The organism is Nitratireductor alexandrii, assembly GCF_004000215.1.
Taxonomy (GTDB): domain Bacteria; phylum Pseudomonadota; class Alphaproteobacteria; order Rhizobiales; family Rhizobiaceae; genus Mangrovimarina; species Mangrovimarina alexandrii.
On sequence record NZ_RBVY01000002.1, the window covers coordinates 402,220 to 421,716 of the forward strand.

The window sequence follows — 19,497 nt, forward strand, 5'->3', positions numbered from 1 at the left end:
TCGACCGGTTGGCGGCGTAATTGAGAAAGGGGCTTCCGGATATGAGCCGGAATGCGATCAGGCTTGAGGACCAGGACCGCCGGCTGTTGCGGCTTTTGCAGCGCGATGGCCGCATCTCCAACCAGGAGTTGGCCGAAAAGGCCGGTCTGTCGGCATCGGCCTGCTGGCGGCGGGTGCGGGCGCTGGAGGAGGCCGGCATCATTCGCCGTTATGTCGCGCTGGTCGATGCCGCCAGTGCCGGCATGGCCTTCCATGCCATCGTCAACGTGTCGCTGACCCGTCATGATCATCGCCATGTCGACACCTTTATCGCCGAGGTATCGCAACGTCCCGAAGTGCTCGACTGTTTCGCCACCACCGGCGAGGCGGATTACCATCTGCGCGTCGTATGCCGGGACCTCGCCGCCTATAACGGCTTTCTGGAAGGATTCCTGTTTCGCCTTCCCGGTATCGCCAATGTACGCACCAACCTGGTGCTGAAGGATATCAAGCAGGAAACCGCCGTGGCGCTTTGATGTCGCCCCGGCGGCTGCTCACGACCATGAGGGAAACGGATCCGGCATTGATCGCCATCGTTGCGGCGTAAAGTCCGGCGCCTCGACAAGACAGGAATCGAGCGCGGCGCGCAGCCGGGTCTCGTCCATCGGGTCGCAGCCGATGAAGACCAGTTCCTGGCGCCGGTCGCCCCAGATGGGATCGAGATAGGGTTTCATGGCGGCCCGCCATTCGGCATCGTCGGGCCAGTTTCGCGCTGGCACGGACGCCCACCAGCGGCCGCGCCGTGTCGTGCGCACCAGCGCGCCGGCCTGGCTGAGTTCGCCGACATGGTCGGGCCGGGTGGCAAGCCAGAAGAAGCCCTTGGCGCGGACGACGCCCGGCCACGTGCCGTCGATGAACTGCTTCAGGCGAAGCGGATCGAAGGGCGCGCGTGCGCGATAGACGAACGAGCGCACGCCATATTCCTCGGTTTCGGGCACATGGTCGAGAAAACCGTGCAGGGCCTGGAACCACAGCGGATTGGCCTGCGCCTTGTCGAAATCGAAACGGCCTGTCGCGAGGATGCGCGCGACCGCGACGTCGCCGAAATCGGTCTCAATCAGTTCCGCCTCGGGATTCAGCGCCTTGACGATCTGGCGCACGATAGCGCGCTGCGGAGCCGGGACGCTGGAGACCTTGTTGAGTACGATCGTGTCGGCGAACTCGATCTGTTCGACCAGAAGGTCGACCAGGGCGCGGTCGTCGTCGGCGCCCGCCGTCTCGCCGCGATCGCGCAGAAAGTCGGCCGACCCGTAATCCCTCAGAAGATTGACGGCATCGACCACGGTGATCATCGAATCGAGACGCGCGAGGTCGGACAGGCTTCGGCCGGCTTCGTCGCGAAACGCGAAGGTTGCCGCGACCGGCAGCGGTTCTGCGATGCCTGTCGATTCGATCAAAAGGTGGTCGAATCTGTCCGCCGCGGCCAGTTCGCGCACCGCATCCAGCAGGTCGTCGCGCAAGGTGCAGCAGATGCAGCCATTGGTCATTTCGACAAGCCGTTCCTGGGTGCGCGACAGGTTGGCGCCACCGTCGCGCAAAAGGGCCGCGTCGATATTGATCTCGCTCATATCGTTGACGATGACGGCGACCCGGCGCCCCTCGCGATTGTTGAGTACATGGTTGAGCAGGGTGGTTTTTCCAGCCCCCAGAAAGCCCGACAGCACGGTCGTCGGTAGGCGCCGTTTTGGATTTGCGCTTGGCATGTCGCGGCCCTTCAATGCGTTTCGCCGGCGCCGCCGACAGCGACGATCGAAAACGGTTCGCCTGCCACCGCGATCGAGCCCATCGTCTCGAACGTTTCGGTGTCGACGACATGAAGCTGGCCGGCCAGGGGATCGCTGACCACGATACGCGGGCCCGCCACAGCGATGCGCGGTCGCGGATCGCTCCAGTGGCCGTCCATGCTGTAGAGCCCGGTCAGCCGCACCGAACGGTCGATGCGGCCGGCGACGACGTCGATCCGGTGCAGATGGCCGTCCTCGGTGAAGGCCAGTGCGAAACGCGGCTTTGCCGGATGGGAGGCAAAATCCACGGCGCGGGTCGGGAGCTCGACCAGGCGAAAGTTTTCCTGTTCTTGCATCGGGTCGATCAGTACCAGAACTCGCGGGGCGAAATTGCCGAGGAAATAGCGCAACCCCGTGCCGCCGACGAGCTTGGTCGTCTTGCCCTCGGGCAGCCCGGCCGCATAGGGCAGGTGGCGGATTTCCGGCCGCGCCTGGCCAGGCGCGACGACCAACAGCCCGGTCTCGCAGGCAAGGGCGACGAGGTTGCCGGATTGGGCCTCGCCATGCAGGTCGGGACAGGGGGCGTAATCGATTGCCGGCGCGCCGTCCGGTCCGAAGAGGTCGAGACCGACGGGCAGGGCGCCTGGGTCGCTCGGGTGGGGGCGCGTCATCAGCATATGGACGCCGAACGGGATCGCTACGCCGTGATGCGGTGCTCTGCTGGCGATCTCTTGCGGCTCTCCGGTTCCCTCGAGCGCGGCATGCTCAGCCACCAGCCGGGCAATGCCCTCATCGTCGAAAAAGGCGGCGGCCATGCCATCGCGCTCGACCAGATGTACCGGTTTCTGCCCGGCGAGGGTTGCCTTGAGCAGCCTCGGTGCTCCGATCGTGATGTCTCCGTGATCGCCATGATCGCCGAGCGCGATGCCGGTGCCGATCATCTGGACACGGTTGGCATCGCGTTGCACGGCATAGACCATGCGCCCGCTTTGCGAACGATGGAGCCGGGCCGCGCCGGTGAGCGCAAACCGCTCGATTTCGTCACCGTCGCGAAGGTCGATCGCCCGGACCACCGGCTCGGAATGGTCGGCGACGAAAACCCGCCAGGCTTCGATTTGTTCGGCGCTGGCCGGGCAGCCGAAAAAGGTGGCGGCGCATGCCAGGATCATGGAACGGTGGAAACGTATGGCCATGTCGATTAAATCCAATATGTTATAACATTACATCTAATGGCCAGAAAAAACCGGCACAAACCGGCTTTTTCCTTGGCGCGACCGGCTTCAACTGCCGGCGATGGCACTGGTGATAGTCGTCAGATTGTGACGCATCAGGTCGATATAGGTCGCCGCCGGGCCATCCTTATCGGACAGCGCGTCCGAATAGAGCGCCCCGCCCAGTTGCAAGCCTGTTTCGGCCGCGATCTGCTCGGCCAGGCGAGGATTGGTGATGTTTTCGACAAAGATCGCGGACGCGCGTTCTTCGCGCACCTGACGGATCAGCGCCGCGATATCGGCCGCCGAGGCGTCGGCCTCCGTCGACAGGCCCTTCGGGGCCAGGAAGTGCAGGCCGTATTCGTGCTCGAAATAACCGAACGCGTCGTGCGACGTGATGATGGTGCGCTTGTCCTGCGGAAGCTCGCCGATCGCGGTTTTGATGTCGGCGTCGAGCGTCTGGAGCTGCCCGATATAGGCGGCGGCGTTTTCCTGATAGGTCGCGCAGCCGTCGCGGTCGGTCAGGCAAAAGGCCTCGGCGATGTTTTTGACATAACGCTCGGCATTCTCGACGGACTGCCAGGCGTGCGGGTCGTAGGCGCCGTGATCGTGTCCGGCGTGATCCTTTTCGGCGTGGCCGTCCTCATCACTGGCCTCGTCATGATGATGGTCGGCCGCCTTGTCCTCGTCCGCGTGATGGTCGTGAGCCTCTCCGTCGACGGGCAGGATATGCGCGCCCTTCGAGACTTCGACCACGGCTGCGGTGGTACCGCTGGCCTCGATCAGCCGGTCGAGAAATCCTTCGAATTGCAGCCCGTTGACCAGAACGACGCGTGCCTTGGTCATGGCGGCGGCATCGGCCGGGCGCGGTTCGTAGACGTGGGCGTCGCCGTTCGGCCCCACCAGCGTGGTCAGGCGTATGCGATCGCCGCCGACCTCGCGGGCGAAGTCGCCGATGATGGAAAAGCTCGCCACCACGTCGAACGGTTCCGCGCCGGCCTGCACGCTCGGCGCCGCAACGGCAAGGGAAAGTCCGGCAAGGGCGGCTTGGGCCAGGGATCGCATCGTCAACTCCTTCGTCAAACGCATTTCCGTCGTCGCCAGGGTCGGCGCCGACGTGCAAGGGGTATGTGATGTTATTACATTCGTCAAGATAAGATGTAATGTTATTACGGTATAAAGGTCGTGCTTGCCGGGGATGGCGGCGCGCGGATTCCTGGCGGTGAACACCGGTGCACGGCTTTACAAAGTACTAATGCAATTCCAATATCGGCCCACGGCTACCGTGCATGTCCGGCGCGCGGAGCGTCTGGTCCGCCATGCGGATGCCAAGAGACGGACAAACAGGGAGATTCTTCATGAGCACCGTATTTCGCAATGTCATGGCGGCGTCCGTCGCCGGCTTGGCGCTGGCCATGGCCGCGCCCGCCAGCGCAGAGGATGTCAAGATCGGCTTTCTGGGAGGGTTCACCGGGCCGATCGAAAGCCTGACACCGCCGATCTTCGAGGGCGTCAAGCTCGCCGTCGACCAGGTCAATGCCCAGGGCGGCATTCTCGACGGCAAGATCGACCTTGTACAGGGCGATTCGACCTGCGCCGATACCACGGCCGCCTCCGGCGCCGCCGACCGCATGGTCAACTCCGAGAATGTGACAGCCCTCGTCGGGCCGCTGTGCTCGGGCGCCACCATCGCCGCGGCCAACACGGCCGCGATTCCAGGCGGCGTGGTGCTGATCTCGCCGGCTGCCACCTCGCCGGCGCTGACCGGGCTCGACGACAACGATCTCGTTTTCCGCACCGCCCCGTCTGACGCCTATCAGGGCCAGATGCTGGCCAAGACGCTGCGCGCCGACGGCGTCGAAAACATCGCGGTCACCTATGTCAACAACGACTACGGCAAAGGCTTCGCCGATGCGCTGGCGGCCGCGTTTGCCGAGCAGGGCGGTTCGGTCGCTGCCAACGTGGCGCACGAGGACGGCAAGGCGGATTACCGCGCTGAGATCGGTCAGCTCGCCGGCTCCGGTGCGGACATGCTGGTCGTGCTCGCTTATGCCGACGGCTCCGGTCAAACCATCATTCGCCAGGCTATCGAAGGCGGCGACTTCGCCAAGTTCGCCGGCGGCGACGGTATGATCAGCGACACGCTGGTTCCCGCTGTCGGCGAGGCACCGCTGCAGGGCATGGTCGCCACTCGCCCCGGCAGCAGCGAGACCGACGGCACGTCCGTCTTCAACAAGCTCGCCGAAGAGGCCGGCGTGCCGCCCACCGGCACCTTCGTGCCGCAGGGTTACGATGCCGCGTTCCTGATCGCGCTCGCCATCGAAAAGAACGGCAATGGCGGCCGTGAGGGGCTGAGCAAGGCGTTGCGCGAGGTGGCCAGCGCGCCGGGCGAGGTGATCCTGCCGGGCGAATGGGAAAAGGCCAAGAAGCTTCTCGCCGAGGGCGCCGACATCAATTACGAGGGCGCCTCCGGCAGCCACGAATTCGACGACAACGGCGACGTGCCGGGCGTGATCGTCAAGACGGTCGTCGACGGCGTGGTCTTCAAGGAAGTCGGCCAGGTCGACTAATTCGACCGATCATTTCCATGCGAAAGGCCCGGGGTCGTCCCGGGCCTTTTTCGTGGGCGGCTCACACCGCCGCGCACGGCAGTGGAGCGGGTTGAAAATTGCAGACAACGGCGACGAGGCGGCGCAAGGGCGCCGCCGTCATTCATACTTGACCGGCCGCTCGGCGATCAGGCCGCGCGGGGCGAAGCGCAGCACCAGGGTGATCGTCAGGCCGATGACGAAGACCCGCATCTGCAGGGCCCGCGTCGTCATGTCGGCCGGCGCCTGCCAGTCGAACAGCCTGTCGCCCCAATAGGCGATCTGGTCGAACAGGAACAGCGCCGCCGGCTCCGACATCGTCCAGATGACATAGACGAACAGCGCGCCGAAAATCGTGCCGAGATTGTTGCCGGCACCGCCCAGGATGACCATCACCCAAACCAGGAACGTGTGGTTCAGCGGCAGGAAGCTCGACGGGTCGAAAATGCTGCTGAAGGTGATCAGCGCGCCGCCGCCGATGCCGATGATGACATTGCCGAGTACGAACATTTCCAGCCGGCGCCGGTTGATGTCCTTGCCCATCGCGGCCGCCGACAATTCGTTGTCGCGGATGGCGCGCATCATCCGGCCCCAGGGGGCGGCCCAGGCCCGCTGCAGGAGCACGAAGATGACCACGATCATCACCGCCGTGACGCTGAGATAGGCCGCGCGCGACATGACGAAGCCGAGATCGGCCGGCGTGGGCACCGGCCAGGGCAGCGGCGAGACGGTCAGCGTCCCGCGCGTCAGCCAGTCGGCGTTCTTCAGATAGGCCTTGACGATCTCCGCGATGCCGAGCGTGGCGATCGCCATATAGTCGGCCCGCAAGCCGAGCGTGATGCGGCCCATCAGCCAGCCGAGCGCGCCGGCCACGATGCCGCCGCCGAGCCAGCCAATCCACACGGGCAGGCCGAAACCGCCGATGAAGCCGGCTTCGCCCTCGATATGGGCGGCAGCCTGGCCGAGCGCGCCGGAGACGGCGATATAGGTCGCGGCACCGGCGATCAGGGCGAGCAGCGTGCGGAATTTCTTTGGCAGGCCGAGGCGGTGGGTCTGGCTCATCGCGTAGGTGAAAAGCCCACCGACAGCCAGGTAAAGCGCGGTCTTGCCGAGAAGGGCGGGGCCGTTCGACGTCCAGAAGGCACCGTTGACGGGAAACGAGACCAGCACCGTCGTGTAGGCTGCGATCGCGATGAAACCCATCGTGCCGACATTGAACAAGCCGGCATATCCCCATTGGATGGTCAGGCCGAGCGCCACGATCGCCAGGCAGCTTGCCTCGACCAGCATGCGCGTTCCGAACGCCGCGCCCTGGGCGGCGAAGACCAGGGCGATCAAGACGGCCAGGCCGGCAAACAGCAGGGTCTCGCGTCCGGCGCGGTTCGTCATTTGATCACGCTCCCGCGGAAGATTCCCGTCGGTCGCCAGATCAGCACCGCGACCAGGATGAAGAAGGGAATGACGATCTTGTATTCGGTCGGCACCAGCGCGAGTTGAGTGGGCAGTTCCACCCAGTCCGGCAGAAACGGCGCGAGCGGCCTCAGCAGGATCGCCCAGTTGAACACGGCCAGCGTTTCGGTGAAGCCGACCACCAGGCCGCCTGCCACCGCGCCGTAGGGCTGACCGATCCCGCCGACGATCGCCGCGGCGAAGATCGGCAACAGGATGTTGAAGCTCAGATCGGGTTTCAAGGTGACGTCGAGGGCCAGCAGCGTGCCGCCGGCCGCCGCCAGCGCGCCGCCGATGATCCAGGTGGCGCGCACAACGTGCTCGGTGGGAATGCCCGACACCCGAGCCAGGTCGGCATTGTCGGAGACAGCGCGCATTGCCTTGCCGAGCCGCGCGCGCGTGAGAAAGAAGTGGAGCGCGACGATGCACAGCGCCGTGAACACGAACAACAGCAATTGCGGTTCGGTAACGACGATGAAGCCGTCGCCGACCGGCACGCGATAGATGTCCTTGGCCCCGACATAGAGCGGCCGGGTTCCCGTGCCGAACACCAGCCGGATCAGGCCCTGCATCATCAGCATGACGCCGACCGAGGCCATGACGATGGTGACGGGGCGCACATTGGCCTGCCGCAGCGGCCGGTAGAACCAGCGGTCGAGCACGATCGCCAGCAGCGCCGTCAGCGCCATCGCGATCGGCATCAGCACGAAGGCGGTCGGCAGCCCGACCAGCGCCCCGACGCCGGGCAGGAGCGCGGTCAGTATCAGCGCGATGAAGGCGCCGGTGGTCATCATGTCGCCATGGGCGAGATGGGCAAACCGCAGAATACCGAAGATCAGCGTCACCCCGACCGCGCCGAGCGCATAGATTGAGCCGATGATCAGCCCGGCGATGATACCCTTGTTGATGAAGAACACGAACTCGCGCACCGGCAGGGCGGTCAGCAGATCGACCTCGGTCATGGCTGGTCCTCCCCGCCGAGAAAGCTTTTGGCCACGTCCGGATCGTCGAGCAATTCCTGCCCGGTGCCGGTGAAGCGGTTCTGTCCGCCGGCGAGCACGAACCCCTTGTGTGCGATCGCCAGCGCCTGGCGCGCATTCTGCTCCACCATCAAAATACCGGTGCCGGCGGCGTTGATGGCGACGATGCGTTCGAAGATCTCGCTGGTGAACAGCGGCGACAGGCCGGCGGTCGGCTCGTCGAGCAGCAGTAGGCGCGGTTCCGTCATCAGAGCGCGTCCGATCGCCACCATCTGGCGCTGGCCGCCGGACAGTTCGCCCGCCGGCTGGCGGCGCTTGTCCTTCAGCGGCGGGAAGAAGCCGTAGACCTGGTCGACGAGGTGGCGGAAATCGTCGCGCCTGACATAGGCCCCCATTTCCAGGTTTTCGTGCACGCTCATGGTGGGAAAGACGTTATATTCCTGCGGCACGAAGGAAAGGCCCTGCTTGACCAGGCTTTCCGGTGGCGTGTTGGTGATGTCGCTTCCCTCGAAGGTGATGCTGCCCTTGGAGATGGTGAGAAGGCCGAACAGTGCCTTCAGCGTCGTCGACTTGCCGGCACCGTTGGGCCCGACGATGACGCCGATCTCTTCGGCCTCGATGGCGATGCTGACGCCGTTGAGGATGTTCGCCCCGCCATAACCGGCGTGGATGTCGCGAATGTCCAGCAGGGCCATCAGCGCCCTCCATCGGCGGGCGTGCCGCCGAAATACGCTTCGATTACGTCGGCGTTGTTGCGGACTTCCGACATCGGCCCTTCGACCATGACGGTTCCCGCGGCCATGACGATCACCGGATCGCACAGCCGCGCGATCAGATCCATGTCGTGCTCGATGACGAAGAAGGTAAGCCCGTCCTCGCGGTTGAGGCGCTGGACGACCGCGGCGAGGTCGTTGAGCAGCGTGCGGTTGACGCCGGCGGCGATCTCGTCGAGCAGCACCACCCGCGGCTCGGCCATCATCACGCGCCCCAGTTCGAGCAGCTTCTTTTGCCCGCCCGACAGATTGCCCGCCTTTTCGTTCTTGACGTGGGTGAGCTTGAGGATGCCGAGCACGTCCTCCGCCTTCTTGCGCGTTTGCGCCTCCTCGGCGAGCACCGCACCGCGCCGGAAACAGGCGTTGAAGAAGTTTTCGCCCGCCTGGCGCGCCGGCACCATCATCAGGTTTTCCAGCGCCGTCATATGCGAGAATTCTTGCGCGATCTGGAAGGTGCGCAGCAGGCCGCGCGCGAAAAGCGCGTGCGCCTCAAGCCCGGTCACGTCCTCGCCATCGAGCAGGATGCGCCCGGAACTGGGCGCGAAGGCGCCGGCGACCATGTTGAACAGCGTCGTCTTGCCAGCGCCGTTGGGGCCGATCAGGCCGGTGATGGTGCCTTGTTCGACCTGCAGCGAACACCGGTCGACCGCGAGCACGTTGCCGAAACGCTTCGTCACGTCCTGGACGTCAATGATCGTCGTCATGCGGCCTGCTTGTAATGCTGCCTGTTTCCCGCTCGTCGGAGCATGCCGGCTTTTTCGGTGCCGTTTCTTTGTGACTGCTCTCGCCTCGCCCGCTCATATAAGGGGGGAGGGCGTTTGACAAGGCAAGCCCTGCCGACAAAGGAGCGCTTGTGCGGCTTGTCCACCGGCTGGGTGGGACAGGCGCGCCTGCGCGCCCTGTTTTCAGTGTCACCGCCTGTTGTGTCAGCTGGGGCGAATGCGTGCCGTTCCGCCCTGCTTGAGATTGAGGGTGTTGCCGGCAAGGATGAGCGCAGCGCCGATGACGGTGTAGACATCGATCCCCTCCTGATAGACCAGCCAGGCCAGAAGGGCCGAAAGCGGCACGCGCAGGAAATCCATCGGCACCACCGTTGTGGCATCGGCATGCAGCATCGCGCGCGCCATGCAATAGTGGGAATAGGTGCCGCAAAAGGCGATGACGACGATCCACGGCATCACCGTCGGCGACGGCCATTGCCAGACCGCCAGCGCCGGGACGATGCCGAGCAGGGACTGCACCACCAGCATCCAGAAAATGATCGTGGGAACGCTGTCGTGGCGGGTGAGCGACTTCACCAGCGCCACCGAAACGCCGAAGCCGATCGCCGCGAACAGCGCGAACAACTGGCCGATATCCGGCGCGGCGGCGCCCGGGCGAACGATGATGGCAACCCCGATCAGGCCGAGCACGATCGCGGCGATCTTCCAGCCATTGATACGCTCGCCCAGAAACGCCGCCGCCAGGATCGCCGTCCAGATCGGCATGGTGAACTCGATCGAGACCAGTTGGGCGATCGGAATAAGCGCCAGCGCGTAGAACCAGGCGAACTGCGCGCCGTAATGCACCACGTTGCGGCCGATATGGCGCGGCAGCTTTGCGGTGCGCACCGAACGCAGGCCGCCGGCCATGCGGATCACCGGATAGAGCAGCAGCAGGCCGATGATGGAGCGCATCTCCATGATCTGGAAGACGTCGAGTTCGCGCGTGGCTTCGCGGCCGGCGACCGTCATGGTCAGCATCAATGCCAGCCAGCCGGCCATCCACAGGGCCGCTTTGAGGTTCGAGGGTTCCGCGCTCATCGGGCGTGTTTGGCAAAGCCCGCCGGCCCCGGCAAGCGCATGCGCCTGCCGGCCGTTGGTCCAGCACTTGCCGTGTGGTTTGGCCGCTCAGGACGGCAACACCGCGGTCACTTCGATCTCGACCTTGGCGCGGTCCTCGATCAGGTCGGCGACCTGGACCATGGTCATGGCCGGAAAATTGCGGCCCATCACGTCGCGATAGGCCGCCCCGACGTCGGAAAGCCGATCGAGATATTCACGCTTGTCGGTGATGTACCACGTCATGCGTGTGGCGTGCTCCGGTCCGGCGCCCGCTTCGGCCAGCACGTCGACGACGTTTTGGAGAGCCTGGCGGACCTGGCCGGCGAAGTCGTCGGTCTCGAATTCCTGCTGGCCGTTCCAGCCGATCTGCCCGGCGACGAAGACCGTACGCCCTTCGGCCATGATGCCGTTGGCGTAGCCTTTGGCGTTTTTCCAATGGGATGGGTTCAAAAGTTCGTGGGAGGACGCGTGCAAGGTTTTGCCCTTTCTTGTCAGACGCCGAGATAACGGTTGCGGATGTCGTCGGAAAGCTCCGCCGGCAGCCCGTTCCATACCGTCGTGCCCTTTTCGAGCACGACGCAGCGATCGGCCACGGGAAGCAGTTCCGACATGGTCTTGTCGACGACCAGGATCGCCTGGCCCTCGTCCTTGAGCTTGCGGATCGAGCTCCAGATATCCTGCCGGATCACCGGCGCGAGGCCTTCCGTCGCCTCGTCGAGGATCAGGAGCTTCGGATTGGTCATCAGCGCGCGGCCGACGGCCAGCATCTGCTGTTCGCCGCCCGAGAGCGAAATGGCATATTGGCGCCGGCGCTCGGCAAGCCGGGGAAAAAGCGCCTCGATGCGGGCGAGCGTCCAGGCGCCCGGACGCGCCGCCGCAATCAGATTTTCCTCGACGGTGAGGTTGGGAAAGCAGCGCCGCCCCTCCGGCACCAGCCCGATGCCGAGCCGGGCGACGCGGTGCGGGCGCAGACCTTGAAGGCTCGACCCGGCGAAGCGCAGCGTGCCGGCGCGTGGCGGGTTCAGGCCGCAGATCGACCGGATCGTCGTGGTCTTGCCCATGCCGTTGCGGCCCATCAGGGCGACGACCTCGCCTTCGCCCACGGCCAGGTCGACGCCGAACAGGGCCTGACTGGCGCCATAGAAGGTCTGTAGTCCGGTGGCTTCAAGCAGCATCACCCTTCCTCCCCGAGATAGGCTTGCCGCACGTCGGGATTGTGCCGGATTTCGTCGACCGTGCCGGTGGCGATGATACGACCGTAGACGAGCACGGAGATGCGGTCGGCAAGTGCGAACACCGCATCCATGTCGTGTTCGACCAGCAGGATCGGCGCTTCGGCGCGCAGCCCGTCGAGAAACGTCGTCAGCGCCTTGGAGCCCTCCGGTCCCATGCCGGCCATCGGTTCGTCGAGCAGGAAGGCCTTGGAGCCGAGGGCGAGCGCGATCGCAATCTCGAGCTGGCGCCGCTCGCCGTGCGACAGTTCCGCCGCCGGGACGTCCGCCCGCTCGGCCAGCCCCACCCGTTCCAGGGCTTCCAGCGCCGGCTCGCGCAGCGAGCGGTCGGCCATCACCGGCTTGAGGAAGCGGAAACTCGTGCCCTGACGTGCCTGCACGGCCAGCATGACGTTGCGCAGCGCCGAATAGTCCGGCGCAAGCGACGAGATCTGGAAGGTGCGGCCGAGCCCGAGCCGTGTGCGCTCGGGAACGCCGAGCGCGCCGATGTCGCGGCCCAGAAACCGGATCGTGCCGCTGCCGGGCCGCAGCGACCCGGCGATCTGGTGGATCAGCGTCGATTTGCCGGCACCGTTGGGCCCGATCAGCGCATGGATTTCGCCGGCGCGCAGATCGAGGCTGACATTGTCGGTCGCCTTCAGGGCGCCGAAGCTCTTGTTGAGGTTGCGGATCTCGAGGATGGGCTCAGCCATGACGTGCCTTTCCCGCGATCAGGCCGACCACGCCGCCGCGCGCGAACAAGACGACGCCGAGTAGGATCAGCCCGAGGAAGAACTGCCAGCGCTCGGTGATGCCGCCGAGATAGAATTCGAACAGGACGTAGACCATGGCGCCGGCGACCGGCCCGAACAGCCGCCCGGTGCCGCCCAGGATGATCAGCACGATCAGCTCGCCCGACATATGCCAGGACAGCATCGATGGGCTGACGAAGCGGTTGAGGTCGGCAAACAGCGCGCCGGCCAGCCCGGTGATCATACCGGAGATGGCGAAGGCGACGAGCTTGACGCGAAACGGGGCGATCCCGACGGCCGCGAGGCGCTGCTGGTTTTGCCTGGAAGCTTCGAGCGCCGCGCCGAAGCGGGAGTTGCGCAACACGGAAAATACGGCCAGCGCGGCAAGCAGGAGGCCAAAGCACAGATAGAAGAAGTGCAGGCCGTTCAGCGTGTTGACGCCGGGAAACCCGTTTCGGACATAGATCGACAGCCCGTCCTCGCCGCCATAGGCCGGCCAGGAGATCGCGAAATAGTAGATCATCTGCGCGAAGGCGAGCGTGATCATGATGAAGTAGACCCCGCTGGTGCGCAGCGAGATGACGCCGATCGCGAGCGCGGCGAGCCCGCACAGGAGGATCGCGACCAGCCAGATGACGATCATCTGGTTGGTACCGGGAAGACCGAACAGCAGCGGCTCGTTGTTGAAGGCGTGTGTGGCGGCGATGCCGGCGACGTAGCCGCCAATACCGAAAAACGCCGCGTGGCCGAACGAGACCAACCCGCCCAACCCAAGCAGGAAGTTCAGCCCGACCGCGGCCAGGGCCAGGATCGCCATGCGGGTGGCGAGCGTGACGTAAAACGGTTCGCCCATGCCGGTGGCGACCAGCGGGATCGCGGCCAGGGCCAGGACGAGCACGAGGTTGAGGATGCTTTCGCGAGGATTGCCCATCATCGTCAACCCTGCGCCGAAAACAGGCCCTGCGGGCGAATGGCCAGCACGAGCGCCATGAACACGTAGATCAGCATGGAGGCGAGAGCCGCGCCGATGCCGGCAGCGGCGGAGGCGTCCATGAAGGTGGCGAACACGACCGGCAGCAGGAACCGGCCGAGCGTGTCGATCACGCCGACCAGCACCGCCCCGACCAGCGCGCCCTTGATGGAACCGATGCCGCCGATGACGATCACCACGAAGGCAAGGATGAGCACCGGCTCGCCCATGCCGACCTGGACCGACTGCAGTGCCCCGACCAGCGCGCCGGCCAGCCCGGCCAGTGCGGCGCCGAGCGCGAACACGACGGTGTAGAGCGTGCGAATGTCGACCCCGAGGGCGGCGATCATCTCCCGGTCGGATTCGCCGGCGCGGATGCGCATGCCGAGCCGCGTCCGCGAAATCAGCAGGTAAAGGCCGACCGCGACCGCGATGCCCACCCCGATGATTGCCAGCCGGTAGGCCGGATACGCGCCGCCGCCCGGCAGCGGCAGCGCGCCGCGCAAGAGCGGTGGGATGTCGAGATAAAGCGGAAACGAGCCGAACACCCAGCGCGTGCCCTCCGAAAAGATCAGGATCAGCGCAAAGGTCGCCAGCACCTGGTCGAGATGGTCGCGGTCGTAGAGCCGCCGGATGACGGTCATTTCCACCAGTGCGCCGGCCGCCGCCGCCGCGGCCAGGCTCGCCACCAGCCCGAGCCAGAACGAGCCGGTCGCCGCGGCAACCGTCGCGCAGGCGAAGGCGCCGATCATGTAGAGCGAGCCGTGGGCGAGGTTGATCAGGCCCATGACGCCGAAGATCAGCGTCAGGCCGGCAGCCATCAAGAACAGCATGACGCCGAATTGAAGGCCGTTGAGGATCTGTTCGATGAGGAGCGCGGTTTGCACGGTCGTCCTGAACGTTGGAAGCGGGAACCTTTCTCCCGCTACATCGGGGAGAAGGCGGCCCGGCGGGCCGGATTGGGGAAGGGGCGAAGTGGCGACCAAGCGCATGCGGGCGGGCTCTGCCGCGCCGCTGCGGCCGGTCGCCGCCCTCTCCCCGCGGGCGAGGAGAGGGCGCTCGTTGGGTTACATCTTGCAGTCGGCCGCGTAGGCGTCCTGATGATCTTCCAGCGCGACGCCGACGATCTTGTTGGTGAGCGTGTCGCCTTCCTTGATCACCTCGCGGACATAGATGTCCTGGATCGGATGGTGGTTGTCGGCGAAGGCGAAGTCGCCGCGGGTCGATTTGAAATCGGCTTCCTTCAGCGCCGCGCGAAACGCGTCCTGATCCTTCACGTCCGCCTTGGCCGCCGCCGACAGGATGAGGTTGGCGGTGTCGAAACCCTGGCTGGCATAGAGCGAGGGCAAGCGGCCATATTCGGCCTGGAAGGTCTCGACGAACGCCTTGTTGGTGTCGTTGTCGATGTCCTTCGACCATTGCGAGGTGTTCTTGACGCCGATCGCGGCGTCGCCGACCGCGCCGAGAATGTCCTGGCTGAAGGAGAAAGCCGGGCCGACCAGCGGCAGCTCGACGCCCGACTGGGCATATTGCTTCATGAAGGCGATGCCCATGCCGCCGGGCAGAAAGAAGAACACCGCGTCGGCGCCGGAAGCGCGGATTTGGGCGATCTCGGCGGCGTAGTCGGTCTGTCCGAGCTTGGTATAGACCTCGTTGGCCGGTTCGCCCTTGTAGAAGCGCTTGAAGCCGGTCAGCGCGTCGGTGCCGGCCGGATAGTTCGGCGCCATGATGAAGACCTTCTTGTAGCCGGCCTCCGCGGCATAGGCGCCCGCCGCCTCGTGCAGATTGTCGTTCTGCCAGGCGACGTTGAAATAGTTCTTGTTGCAGTTGGCGCCGGCAAGCGCCGAGGGGCCGGCATTGGGCGACAGGTAGAAGGTACCCTGATTGACGGCGTTCGGCACGACGGCCATCGCCAGGTTCGACCAGATGATGCCGGTCAGAATGTCGACCTTGTCGCTCTGCATCATCTTGTCGGCGATCTGCACGGCCAGTTCCGGCTTGCGGGCATCGTCCTCCACGATCAGCTCAACGTCGGAATTGCCGGCCTGTTTGAGCGCCAGCATGAAGCCGTCGCGCACGTCGACGCCGAGCCCGGCGCCACCGCCCGACAAGGTGGTGATCATGCCGACCTTGACCGGTTCGGCGAAGGCCGCGCCGGCAACGCTGGCGGAAAGGGCGATCACGCCCGCTGCAAGAAATTTCTTCATGGTCGTCTCCCTGTTTCGTTCCCTACGACACCCGATCTTTGAACGGTCCATCCCGGCCCGGGGCCGGCTTGCGATCCGCCCGGCGCGGCCGTGGTGCCTCGGCCCGCCGTCATAGTTCGGTTCTGACTTTCCACAATTCCGGAAACAGTTCCACCTCCAACATCTTGCGCAGATAGCTCACGCCCGACGTCCCGCCCGTTCCGCGCTTCAGTCCGATGATGCGTTCCACGGTGGTGACGTGGTTGAAGCGCCAGCGCCGGAAATAGTCCTCGAAATCGACCAGCTTCTCCGCCAGCTCGTAGAGTTGCCAGTAGCGTTCGGGCTGTTGGTAGACCGATTTCCACGCCGCCAGCACCGTCGCGCTTTCCTCGCGTCTCGAGCGCCATTCCTTGCGCTTGGCGTCCACGCCGATCTCGAAGCCCTGGCGGGCAAGCAGAAGCAGCGCCTCGTCGTAGAGGCTCGGCCGCTCCAGGATCGCCTCCAGCCGCGCCGTCACCGCCTGATCGTGCGCGTGCGCCTTCAGCATCGCCGTATTGCGGTTTCCGGCCAGAAACTCGATGGCGCGATACTGCCAGGACTGGAAGCCGGAGGACTGGCCGAGGGCGGCGCGAAAGCGAGTATATTCGCTCGGCGTCATCGTGCGCAGCACGTCCCAGGCGCTGTTCAGCTGCTCGAAGATGCGCGCCACCCGGGTCAGCATCTTGAACGCCGGTTGCAGGGCGTCGCCACGCAGGGCGGCGAGCGCGGAAGTGACCTCGTGCACGGCGAGCTTCATCCACAGTTCCGAGGTTTGATGCTGGATGATGAACAGCATCTCGTCGGGCGAGTCGGATTTCGGCGCTTGTGCGCTGAGGATCCTGTCGAGGTGCAGATAGTCGCCATAGGACATCTTGCTCGCGAAATCCGTCACCGCGCCGTCGCTGGAGGGGTCGTAGGAAGCGCTCATGTCACGGCAGCCCTTTCGTGGAACTCGGGACGGTCCCAAAGCCGCTCGACCAGGATGCGTTCGAGCCGTTCGGCGCCGGCGACCACCTCGTCCTCGCCGAGGTAAAGCGGCGTGAAGCCGAACCGCATCGCGTTCGGCGCGCGGAAATCGCCGATCACGTCATGCGCGATCAGTGCCTGCATGATGGCATAGCCGTTGTCGTGCAGGAAGGAGACCTGGCTGCCGCGCTGCTCCGGGTCGCGCGGCGAGCCGAGCGTCAAATCGGGACAGCGCCGTTCGACCTCCACGATGAAGCGCTCCGAAAGCCGGATCGAGGCGGCGCGCAGATCGGCCATGTCGACGCCTTCCCAGGCGTCAAGCGCGGCGTCGAGGGCAGCCAGCGCGATTACCGGCGGTGTGCCGACCCGCATCCGGTCGATGCCCCGGCCGGCTCGGTAGTCCAGGTCGAAGGCGAACGGCGCGTCGTGGCCGAGCCAGCCCGAAAGGGCGGGGCGGACCTTTTCGGCCAGCCTTGGCGCGACATAGATGAAGGCCGGGGCGCCGGGGCCGCCATTGAGATATTTATAGGTGCAACCGACCGCGAAATCGGCGTCGGCGCCGGCGAGATCGACCGGCAGCGCGCCGGCAGAATGCGCGAGATCCCAGATCGCCAGCGCGCCCGCGGCATGCGCCTTCTCCGTCAGGCGCTTCATGTCGTGCAGGCGCCCGGTACGGTAGTCGACCTCCGTCAGCATCAGCGCCGCCACCGTGTCGTCGATCGCGTCCTCGACCTCTTCCGGCGCGACGATCTTCAACTCGTGGCCCTTGTCGAGCGACTGGATCAGCCCGGACGCCATATAGAGGTCGGTCGGGAAATTGCCGTTGTCGGACAAGACCACCTTGCGCTGCGGCCGCAGTTCCAGCGCCGAGGCGAGCGCCTGGTAGACCTTGATCGACAGCGTGTCGCCCAGCACGACCGACCCCTCAGGCGCGCCGATCAACCGCCCGACGCGATCGCCGACCTGCCGCGGCTGAGCCATCCAGCCGGCGGCGTTCCAGCCGCGGATAAGCATCTCGCCCCATTCCTCGCGCATCATCGTCGCCGTCTTGTCGACCGCCTTTTTCGGCAGCGGGCCGAGCGAGTTGCCGTCGAGATAGACAAGACCGTCGGGCAGGTGGAAGAGGGCGCGGGTTTTGGAAAAATCGGTCATGCCTGCGTGTCCTGGCGCAGCCTGAAACGCTGGATTTTGCCGGTCTGGGTCTTGGGAAGCGCCGCGATGAAGACCACCGAGCGCGGATATTTATACGGCGCGATCGTCGCCTTGACGTGGTCCTGCAGGCGCTTGGTCATCGCCTCGTCGCCGACGCGGCCTTCAACGAGCACCACATGCGCCTGAACGATCTCGCCGCGCGCCTCGTCGGGCGCGCCGATGACGGCGCATTCGGCGACGTCGGCATGGGCGAGAAGCGCGGCTTCGACCTCCGGTCCGGCGATGTTGTAGCCGGCCGACACGATGATGTCGTCGGTACGCGCGGCAAAGTGGAAGCGTCCGTCCTCGTCCTGGTAGAAGGCGTCGCCGGTCAGGTTCCAGCCGTCTCTGACATAATCGCGTTGACGATCGTCGGCGAGGTAGCGGCAGCCGGTCGGGCCGCGCACGGCGAGCTTGCCGACCGTGCCGCGCGGCACCTCGTTCATGTCGGCGTCGACGATCCTGGCCTCGTAGCCGGTGACCGGCCGTCCGGTCGTGGCCGGATGCATGTCGTCGAAACGGTTGGAGATGAAGATGTGCAGCATTTCCGTCGCGCCGATGCCGTCGAGGATCGGCTTGCCGGTCTTTTGGGTCCAGGCCTCGAAAACCGGGGCCGGCAGGGTTTCGCCCGCCGACACCGCCACCCTGAGCGAGGACAGGTCGGCGCCGTCCTCCATCGCCGCCAGCATGGCGCGATAGGCCGTCGGCGCGGTGAAGGAGACCGTCGCCTTGTAGGTCTCGATGATCTCGATCATGTTGGGTGGCGTGGCGCTTTCCAACAGCGTGGCGGCCGCGCCGAAGCGCAGCGGGAAGATCGCCAGGCCGCCGAGGCCGAAGGTGAAGGCGAGCGGCGGCGAGCCGACGAACACGTCGTCGGGGGTCACTTGCAGCACTTCCTTGGCATAGCCGTCGGCGATGATCAGAAGGTCGCGGTGAAAATGCATCGTCGCCTTCGGCACGCCGGTCGTGCCCGAGGTGAAACCGAGCAGCGCGACGTCGTCGCGGCCGGTTTTGACCGCCTCGAAGATCACCGATTTGTCGAGCGCGACGCGGTCGAGTTCGGCGTCGTGATTGGCGGTGCCGTCGAAGCCGATGACCTGTTTCAAAAATTTGCTGTCCTTGGCGCAGGCGACGAGCTCGTCCTTGGCGCGCGTATCGCACAGCGCCAGCGTGATCTCCGCCTTGTCGACGATCTTGGCAAGTTCCCCGGCGCGCAGCATCGGCATGGTGTTGACCACCACCGCGCCGGCCTTGGTCGCGGCCAGCCAGCAGGCGACCATGGCCGGATTGTTGGGACCGCGAATCAGCACCCGGTTGCCCGGCTTGACGCCGTAATCCTCGACCAGCGCATGGGCGAGGCGGTTGGTCCAGTCGGCAAGTTCCTTGTAGGTGCGCCGGCGCCCGTTGCCGATCAGCGCCGTGCGGTCGCCAAAGCCCTGTTCGACTAGGCGGTCGGTCAGTTCCACGCCCACGTTGAGATAGTCGGGGTAGTCGAAGCCGTCGAGCAGGAAACCCGGCCACGCATCCTGAGGCGGCAGGTTGTCGCGGGAAAATGTGTCCGTATGTCCCGTCGGTCCGAGCATTGTTTTTCCCCT

20 protein-coding genes are annotated in these 19,497 nt (G+C 65.5%); 3 read left to right on the plus strand and 17 right to left on the minus strand.

The genetic code is table 11. From position 1 onward, the window contains the following. Positions 1-41: 41 nt before the first annotated feature. A complete protein-coding gene (locus EP380_RS05645) occupies positions 42-515 on the plus strand; it encodes an Lrp/AsnC family transcriptional regulator (RefSeq protein WP_106569820.1) in 474 nt (157 codons plus the stop codon). Between the two features lie 18 nt (positions 516-533). On the opposite strand, the gene EP380_RS05650 is transcribed toward EP380_RS05645, so the two are convergent. Both EP380_RS05650 and EP380_RS05655 read right to left on the minus strand, forming a co-directional pair. After that, the gene (locus EP380_RS05650; RefSeq protein ID WP_127597271.1) at positions 534-1,742 is read right to left on the minus strand and encodes a GTP-binding protein; all 1,209 of its coding nucleotides are present in this window, start codon (positions 1,740-1,742) and stop codon (positions 534-536) included. A gap of 11 nt (positions 1,743-1,753) precedes the next feature. After that, positions 1,754-2,536, minus strand: a complete 783-nt coding sequence (locus tag EP380_RS05655; RefSeq protein ID WP_275068981.1) for a hypothetical protein — start codon at positions 2,534-2,536, stop codon at positions 1,754-1,756. Between EP380_RS05655 and EP380_RS23855 the strand changes: the two genes are divergently transcribed. Next, positions 2,525-2,965 carry a hypothetical protein gene (locus EP380_RS23855; protein ID WP_275068982.1) on the plus strand — a complete coding sequence of 147 codons (441 nt, stop codon included), beginning with the start codon at positions 2,525-2,527 and terminating at the stop codon, positions 2,963-2,965. The genes EP380_RS05655 and EP380_RS23855 overlap by 12 nt on opposite strands. A 78-nt stretch (positions 2,966-3,043) precedes the next feature. Here the strand turns inward: EP380_RS23855 and aztC are convergent, their stop codons facing one another. Further along, positions 3,044-4,039, minus strand: a complete 996-nt coding sequence (gene aztC / locus EP380_RS05660) for a zinc ABC transporter substrate-binding protein AztC (RefSeq protein WP_127597273.1) — start codon at positions 4,037-4,039, stop codon at positions 3,044-3,046. A gap of 293 nt (positions 4,040-4,332) precedes the next feature. Between aztC and EP380_RS05665 the strand changes: the two genes are divergently transcribed. Beyond that, positions 4,333-5,544, plus strand: coding sequence for an ABC transporter substrate-binding protein (locus EP380_RS05665; RefSeq protein WP_199190403.1), 1,212 nt, complete (start codon positions 4,333-4,335; stop codon positions 5,542-5,544). A gap of 138 nt (positions 5,545-5,682) precedes the next feature. Here the strand turns inward: EP380_RS05665 and EP380_RS05670 are convergent, their stop codons facing one another. The 14 genes from EP380_RS05670 to EP380_RS05735 form a co-directional block, all read right to left on the minus strand. Continuing rightward, positions 5,683-6,951, minus strand: coding sequence for a branched-chain amino acid ABC transporter permease (locus EP380_RS05670; RefSeq protein ID WP_127597276.1), 1,269 nt, complete (start codon positions 6,949-6,951; stop codon positions 5,683-5,685). Continuing rightward, complete coding sequence (locus EP380_RS05675; protein WP_199190402.1) at positions 6,948-7,973, minus strand: branched-chain amino acid ABC transporter permease; 1,026 nt, start codon at positions 7,971-7,973, stop codon at positions 6,948-6,950. Before EP380_RS05675 ends, EP380_RS05670 begins: the two co-directional genes overlap by 4 nt. Further along, positions 7,970-8,686, minus strand: coding sequence for an ABC transporter ATP-binding protein (locus EP380_RS05680; protein ID WP_106569817.1), 717 nt, complete (start codon positions 8,684-8,686; stop codon positions 7,970-7,972). The genes EP380_RS05675 and EP380_RS05680 overlap by 4 nt, the downstream gene beginning before the upstream one ends. Then, positions 8,686-9,468 carry an ABC transporter ATP-binding protein gene (locus EP380_RS05685; protein WP_127597278.1) on the minus strand — a complete coding sequence of 261 codons (783 nt, stop codon included), beginning with the start codon at positions 9,466-9,468 and terminating at the stop codon, positions 8,686-8,688. Before EP380_RS05685 ends, EP380_RS05680 begins: the two co-directional genes overlap by 1 nt. A gap of 222 nt (positions 9,469-9,690) precedes the next feature. Next, positions 9,691-10,566 carry a DMT family transporter gene (locus EP380_RS05690; protein WP_127597280.1) on the minus strand — a complete coding sequence of 292 codons (876 nt, stop codon included), beginning with the start codon at positions 10,564-10,566 and terminating at the stop codon, positions 9,691-9,693. An 87-nt stretch (positions 10,567-10,653) separates the two neighbouring features. Next, positions 10,654-11,037 (minus strand): RidA family protein, encoded by a 384-nt coding sequence (locus EP380_RS05695; protein ID WP_275068983.1) that lies wholly within the window; start codon positions 11,035-11,037, stop codon positions 10,654-10,656. A gap of 41 nt (positions 11,038-11,078) precedes the next feature. Further along, on the minus strand, positions 11,079-11,765 hold the full coding sequence (locus EP380_RS05700; protein ID WP_199190401.1) for an ABC transporter ATP-binding protein: 687 nt from the start codon (positions 11,763-11,765) through the stop codon (positions 11,079-11,081). After that, positions 11,762-12,511, minus strand: coding sequence for an ABC transporter ATP-binding protein (locus tag EP380_RS05705; protein WP_127597284.1), 750 nt, complete (start codon positions 12,509-12,511; stop codon positions 11,762-11,764). Before EP380_RS05705 ends, EP380_RS05700 begins: the two co-directional genes overlap by 4 nt. Next, positions 12,504-13,484, minus strand: a complete 981-nt coding sequence (locus tag EP380_RS05710; protein WP_127597286.1) for a branched-chain amino acid ABC transporter permease — start codon at positions 13,482-13,484, stop codon at positions 12,504-12,506. Before EP380_RS05710 ends, EP380_RS05705 begins: the two co-directional genes overlap by 8 nt. Positions 13,485-13,486: 2 nt before the next feature. After that, entirely contained in the window at positions 13,487-14,407 is a 921-nt protein-coding gene (locus EP380_RS05715; protein ID WP_127597289.1) for a branched-chain amino acid ABC transporter permease, read from the minus strand. Between the two features lie 180 nt (positions 14,408-14,587). Continuing rightward, positions 14,588-15,727 (minus strand): ABC transporter substrate-binding protein, encoded by a 1,140-nt coding sequence (locus EP380_RS05720; protein ID WP_106569809.1) that lies wholly within the window; start codon positions 15,725-15,727, stop codon positions 14,588-14,590. 109 nt (positions 15,728-15,836) lie between these two features. Next, entirely contained in the window at positions 15,837-16,673 is an 837-nt protein-coding gene (kynA, locus tag EP380_RS05725) for a tryptophan 2,3-dioxygenase (protein ID WP_106569808.1), read from the minus strand. After that, complete coding sequence (gene kynU / locus EP380_RS05730; protein WP_106569807.1) at positions 16,670-17,863, minus strand: kynureninase; 1,194 nt, start codon at positions 17,861-17,863, stop codon at positions 16,670-16,672. The genes kynA and kynU overlap by 4 nt, the downstream gene beginning before the upstream one ends. Continuing rightward, positions 17,860-19,485, minus strand: a complete 1,626-nt coding sequence (locus EP380_RS05735; protein WP_127597291.1) for an AMP-binding protein — start codon at positions 19,483-19,485, stop codon at positions 17,860-17,862. Before EP380_RS05735 ends, kynU begins: the two co-directional genes overlap by 4 nt. Positions 19,486-19,497: the final 12 nt, after the last annotated feature.

Coding starts and splice junctions, on each gene's coding strand:
- EP380_RS05645 (WP_106569820.1), top strand. CDS start 42: ATGAGCCGGAATGCGATCAGGCTTGAGGACCAGGACCGCCGGCTGTTG.
- EP380_RS05650 (WP_127597271.1), bottom strand. CDS start 1,742: ATGCCAAGCGCAAATCCAAAACGGCGCCTACCGACGACCGTGCTGTCG.
- EP380_RS23855 (WP_275068982.1), top strand. CDS start 2,525: ATGCTCAGCCACCAGCCGGGCAATGCCCTCATCGTCGAAAAAGGCGGC.
- aztC (WP_127597273.1), bottom strand. CDS start 4,039: ATGCGATCCCTGGCCCAAGCCGCCCTTGCCGGACTTTCCCTTGCCGTT.
- EP380_RS05665 (WP_199190403.1), top strand. CDS start 4,333: ATGAGCACCGTATTTCGCAATGTCATGGCGGCGTCCGTCGCCGGCTTG.
- EP380_RS05670 (WP_127597276.1), bottom strand. CDS start 6,951: ATGACGAACCGCGCCGGACGCGAGACCCTGCTGTTTGCCGGCCTGGCC.
- EP380_RS05675 (WP_199190402.1), bottom strand. CDS start 7,973: ATGACCGAGGTCGATCTGCTGACCGCCCTGCCGGTGCGCGAGTTCGTG.
- EP380_RS05680 (WP_106569817.1), bottom strand. CDS start 8,686: ATGGCCCTGCTGGACATTCGCGACATCCACGCCGGTTATGGCGGGGCG.
- EP380_RS05685 (WP_127597278.1), bottom strand. CDS start 9,468: ATGACGACGATCATTGACGTCCAGGACGTGACGAAGCGTTTCGGCAAC.
- EP380_RS05690 (WP_127597280.1), bottom strand. CDS start 10,566: ATGAGCGCGGAACCCTCGAACCTCAAAGCGGCCCTGTGGATGGCCGGC.
- EP380_RS05705 (WP_127597284.1), bottom strand. CDS start 12,511: ATGGCTGAGCCCATCCTCGAGATCCGCAACCTCAACAAGAGCTTCGGC.
- EP380_RS05710 (WP_127597286.1), bottom strand. CDS start 13,484: ATGATGGGCAATCCTCGCGAAAGCATCCTCAACCTCGTGCTCGTCCTG.
- EP380_RS05720 (WP_106569809.1), bottom strand. CDS start 15,727: ATGAAGAAATTTCTTGCAGCGGGCGTGATCGCCCTTTCCGCCAGCGTT.
- kynA (WP_106569808.1), bottom strand. CDS start 16,673: ATGAGCGCTTCCTACGACCCCTCCAGCGACGGCGCGGTGACGGATTTC.
- kynU (WP_106569807.1), bottom strand. CDS start 17,863: ATGACCGATTTTTCCAAAACCCGCGCCCTCTTCCACCTGCCCGACGGT.
- EP380_RS05735 (WP_127597291.1), bottom strand. CDS start 19,485: ATGCTCGGACCGACGGGACATACGGACACATTTTCCCGCGACAACCTG.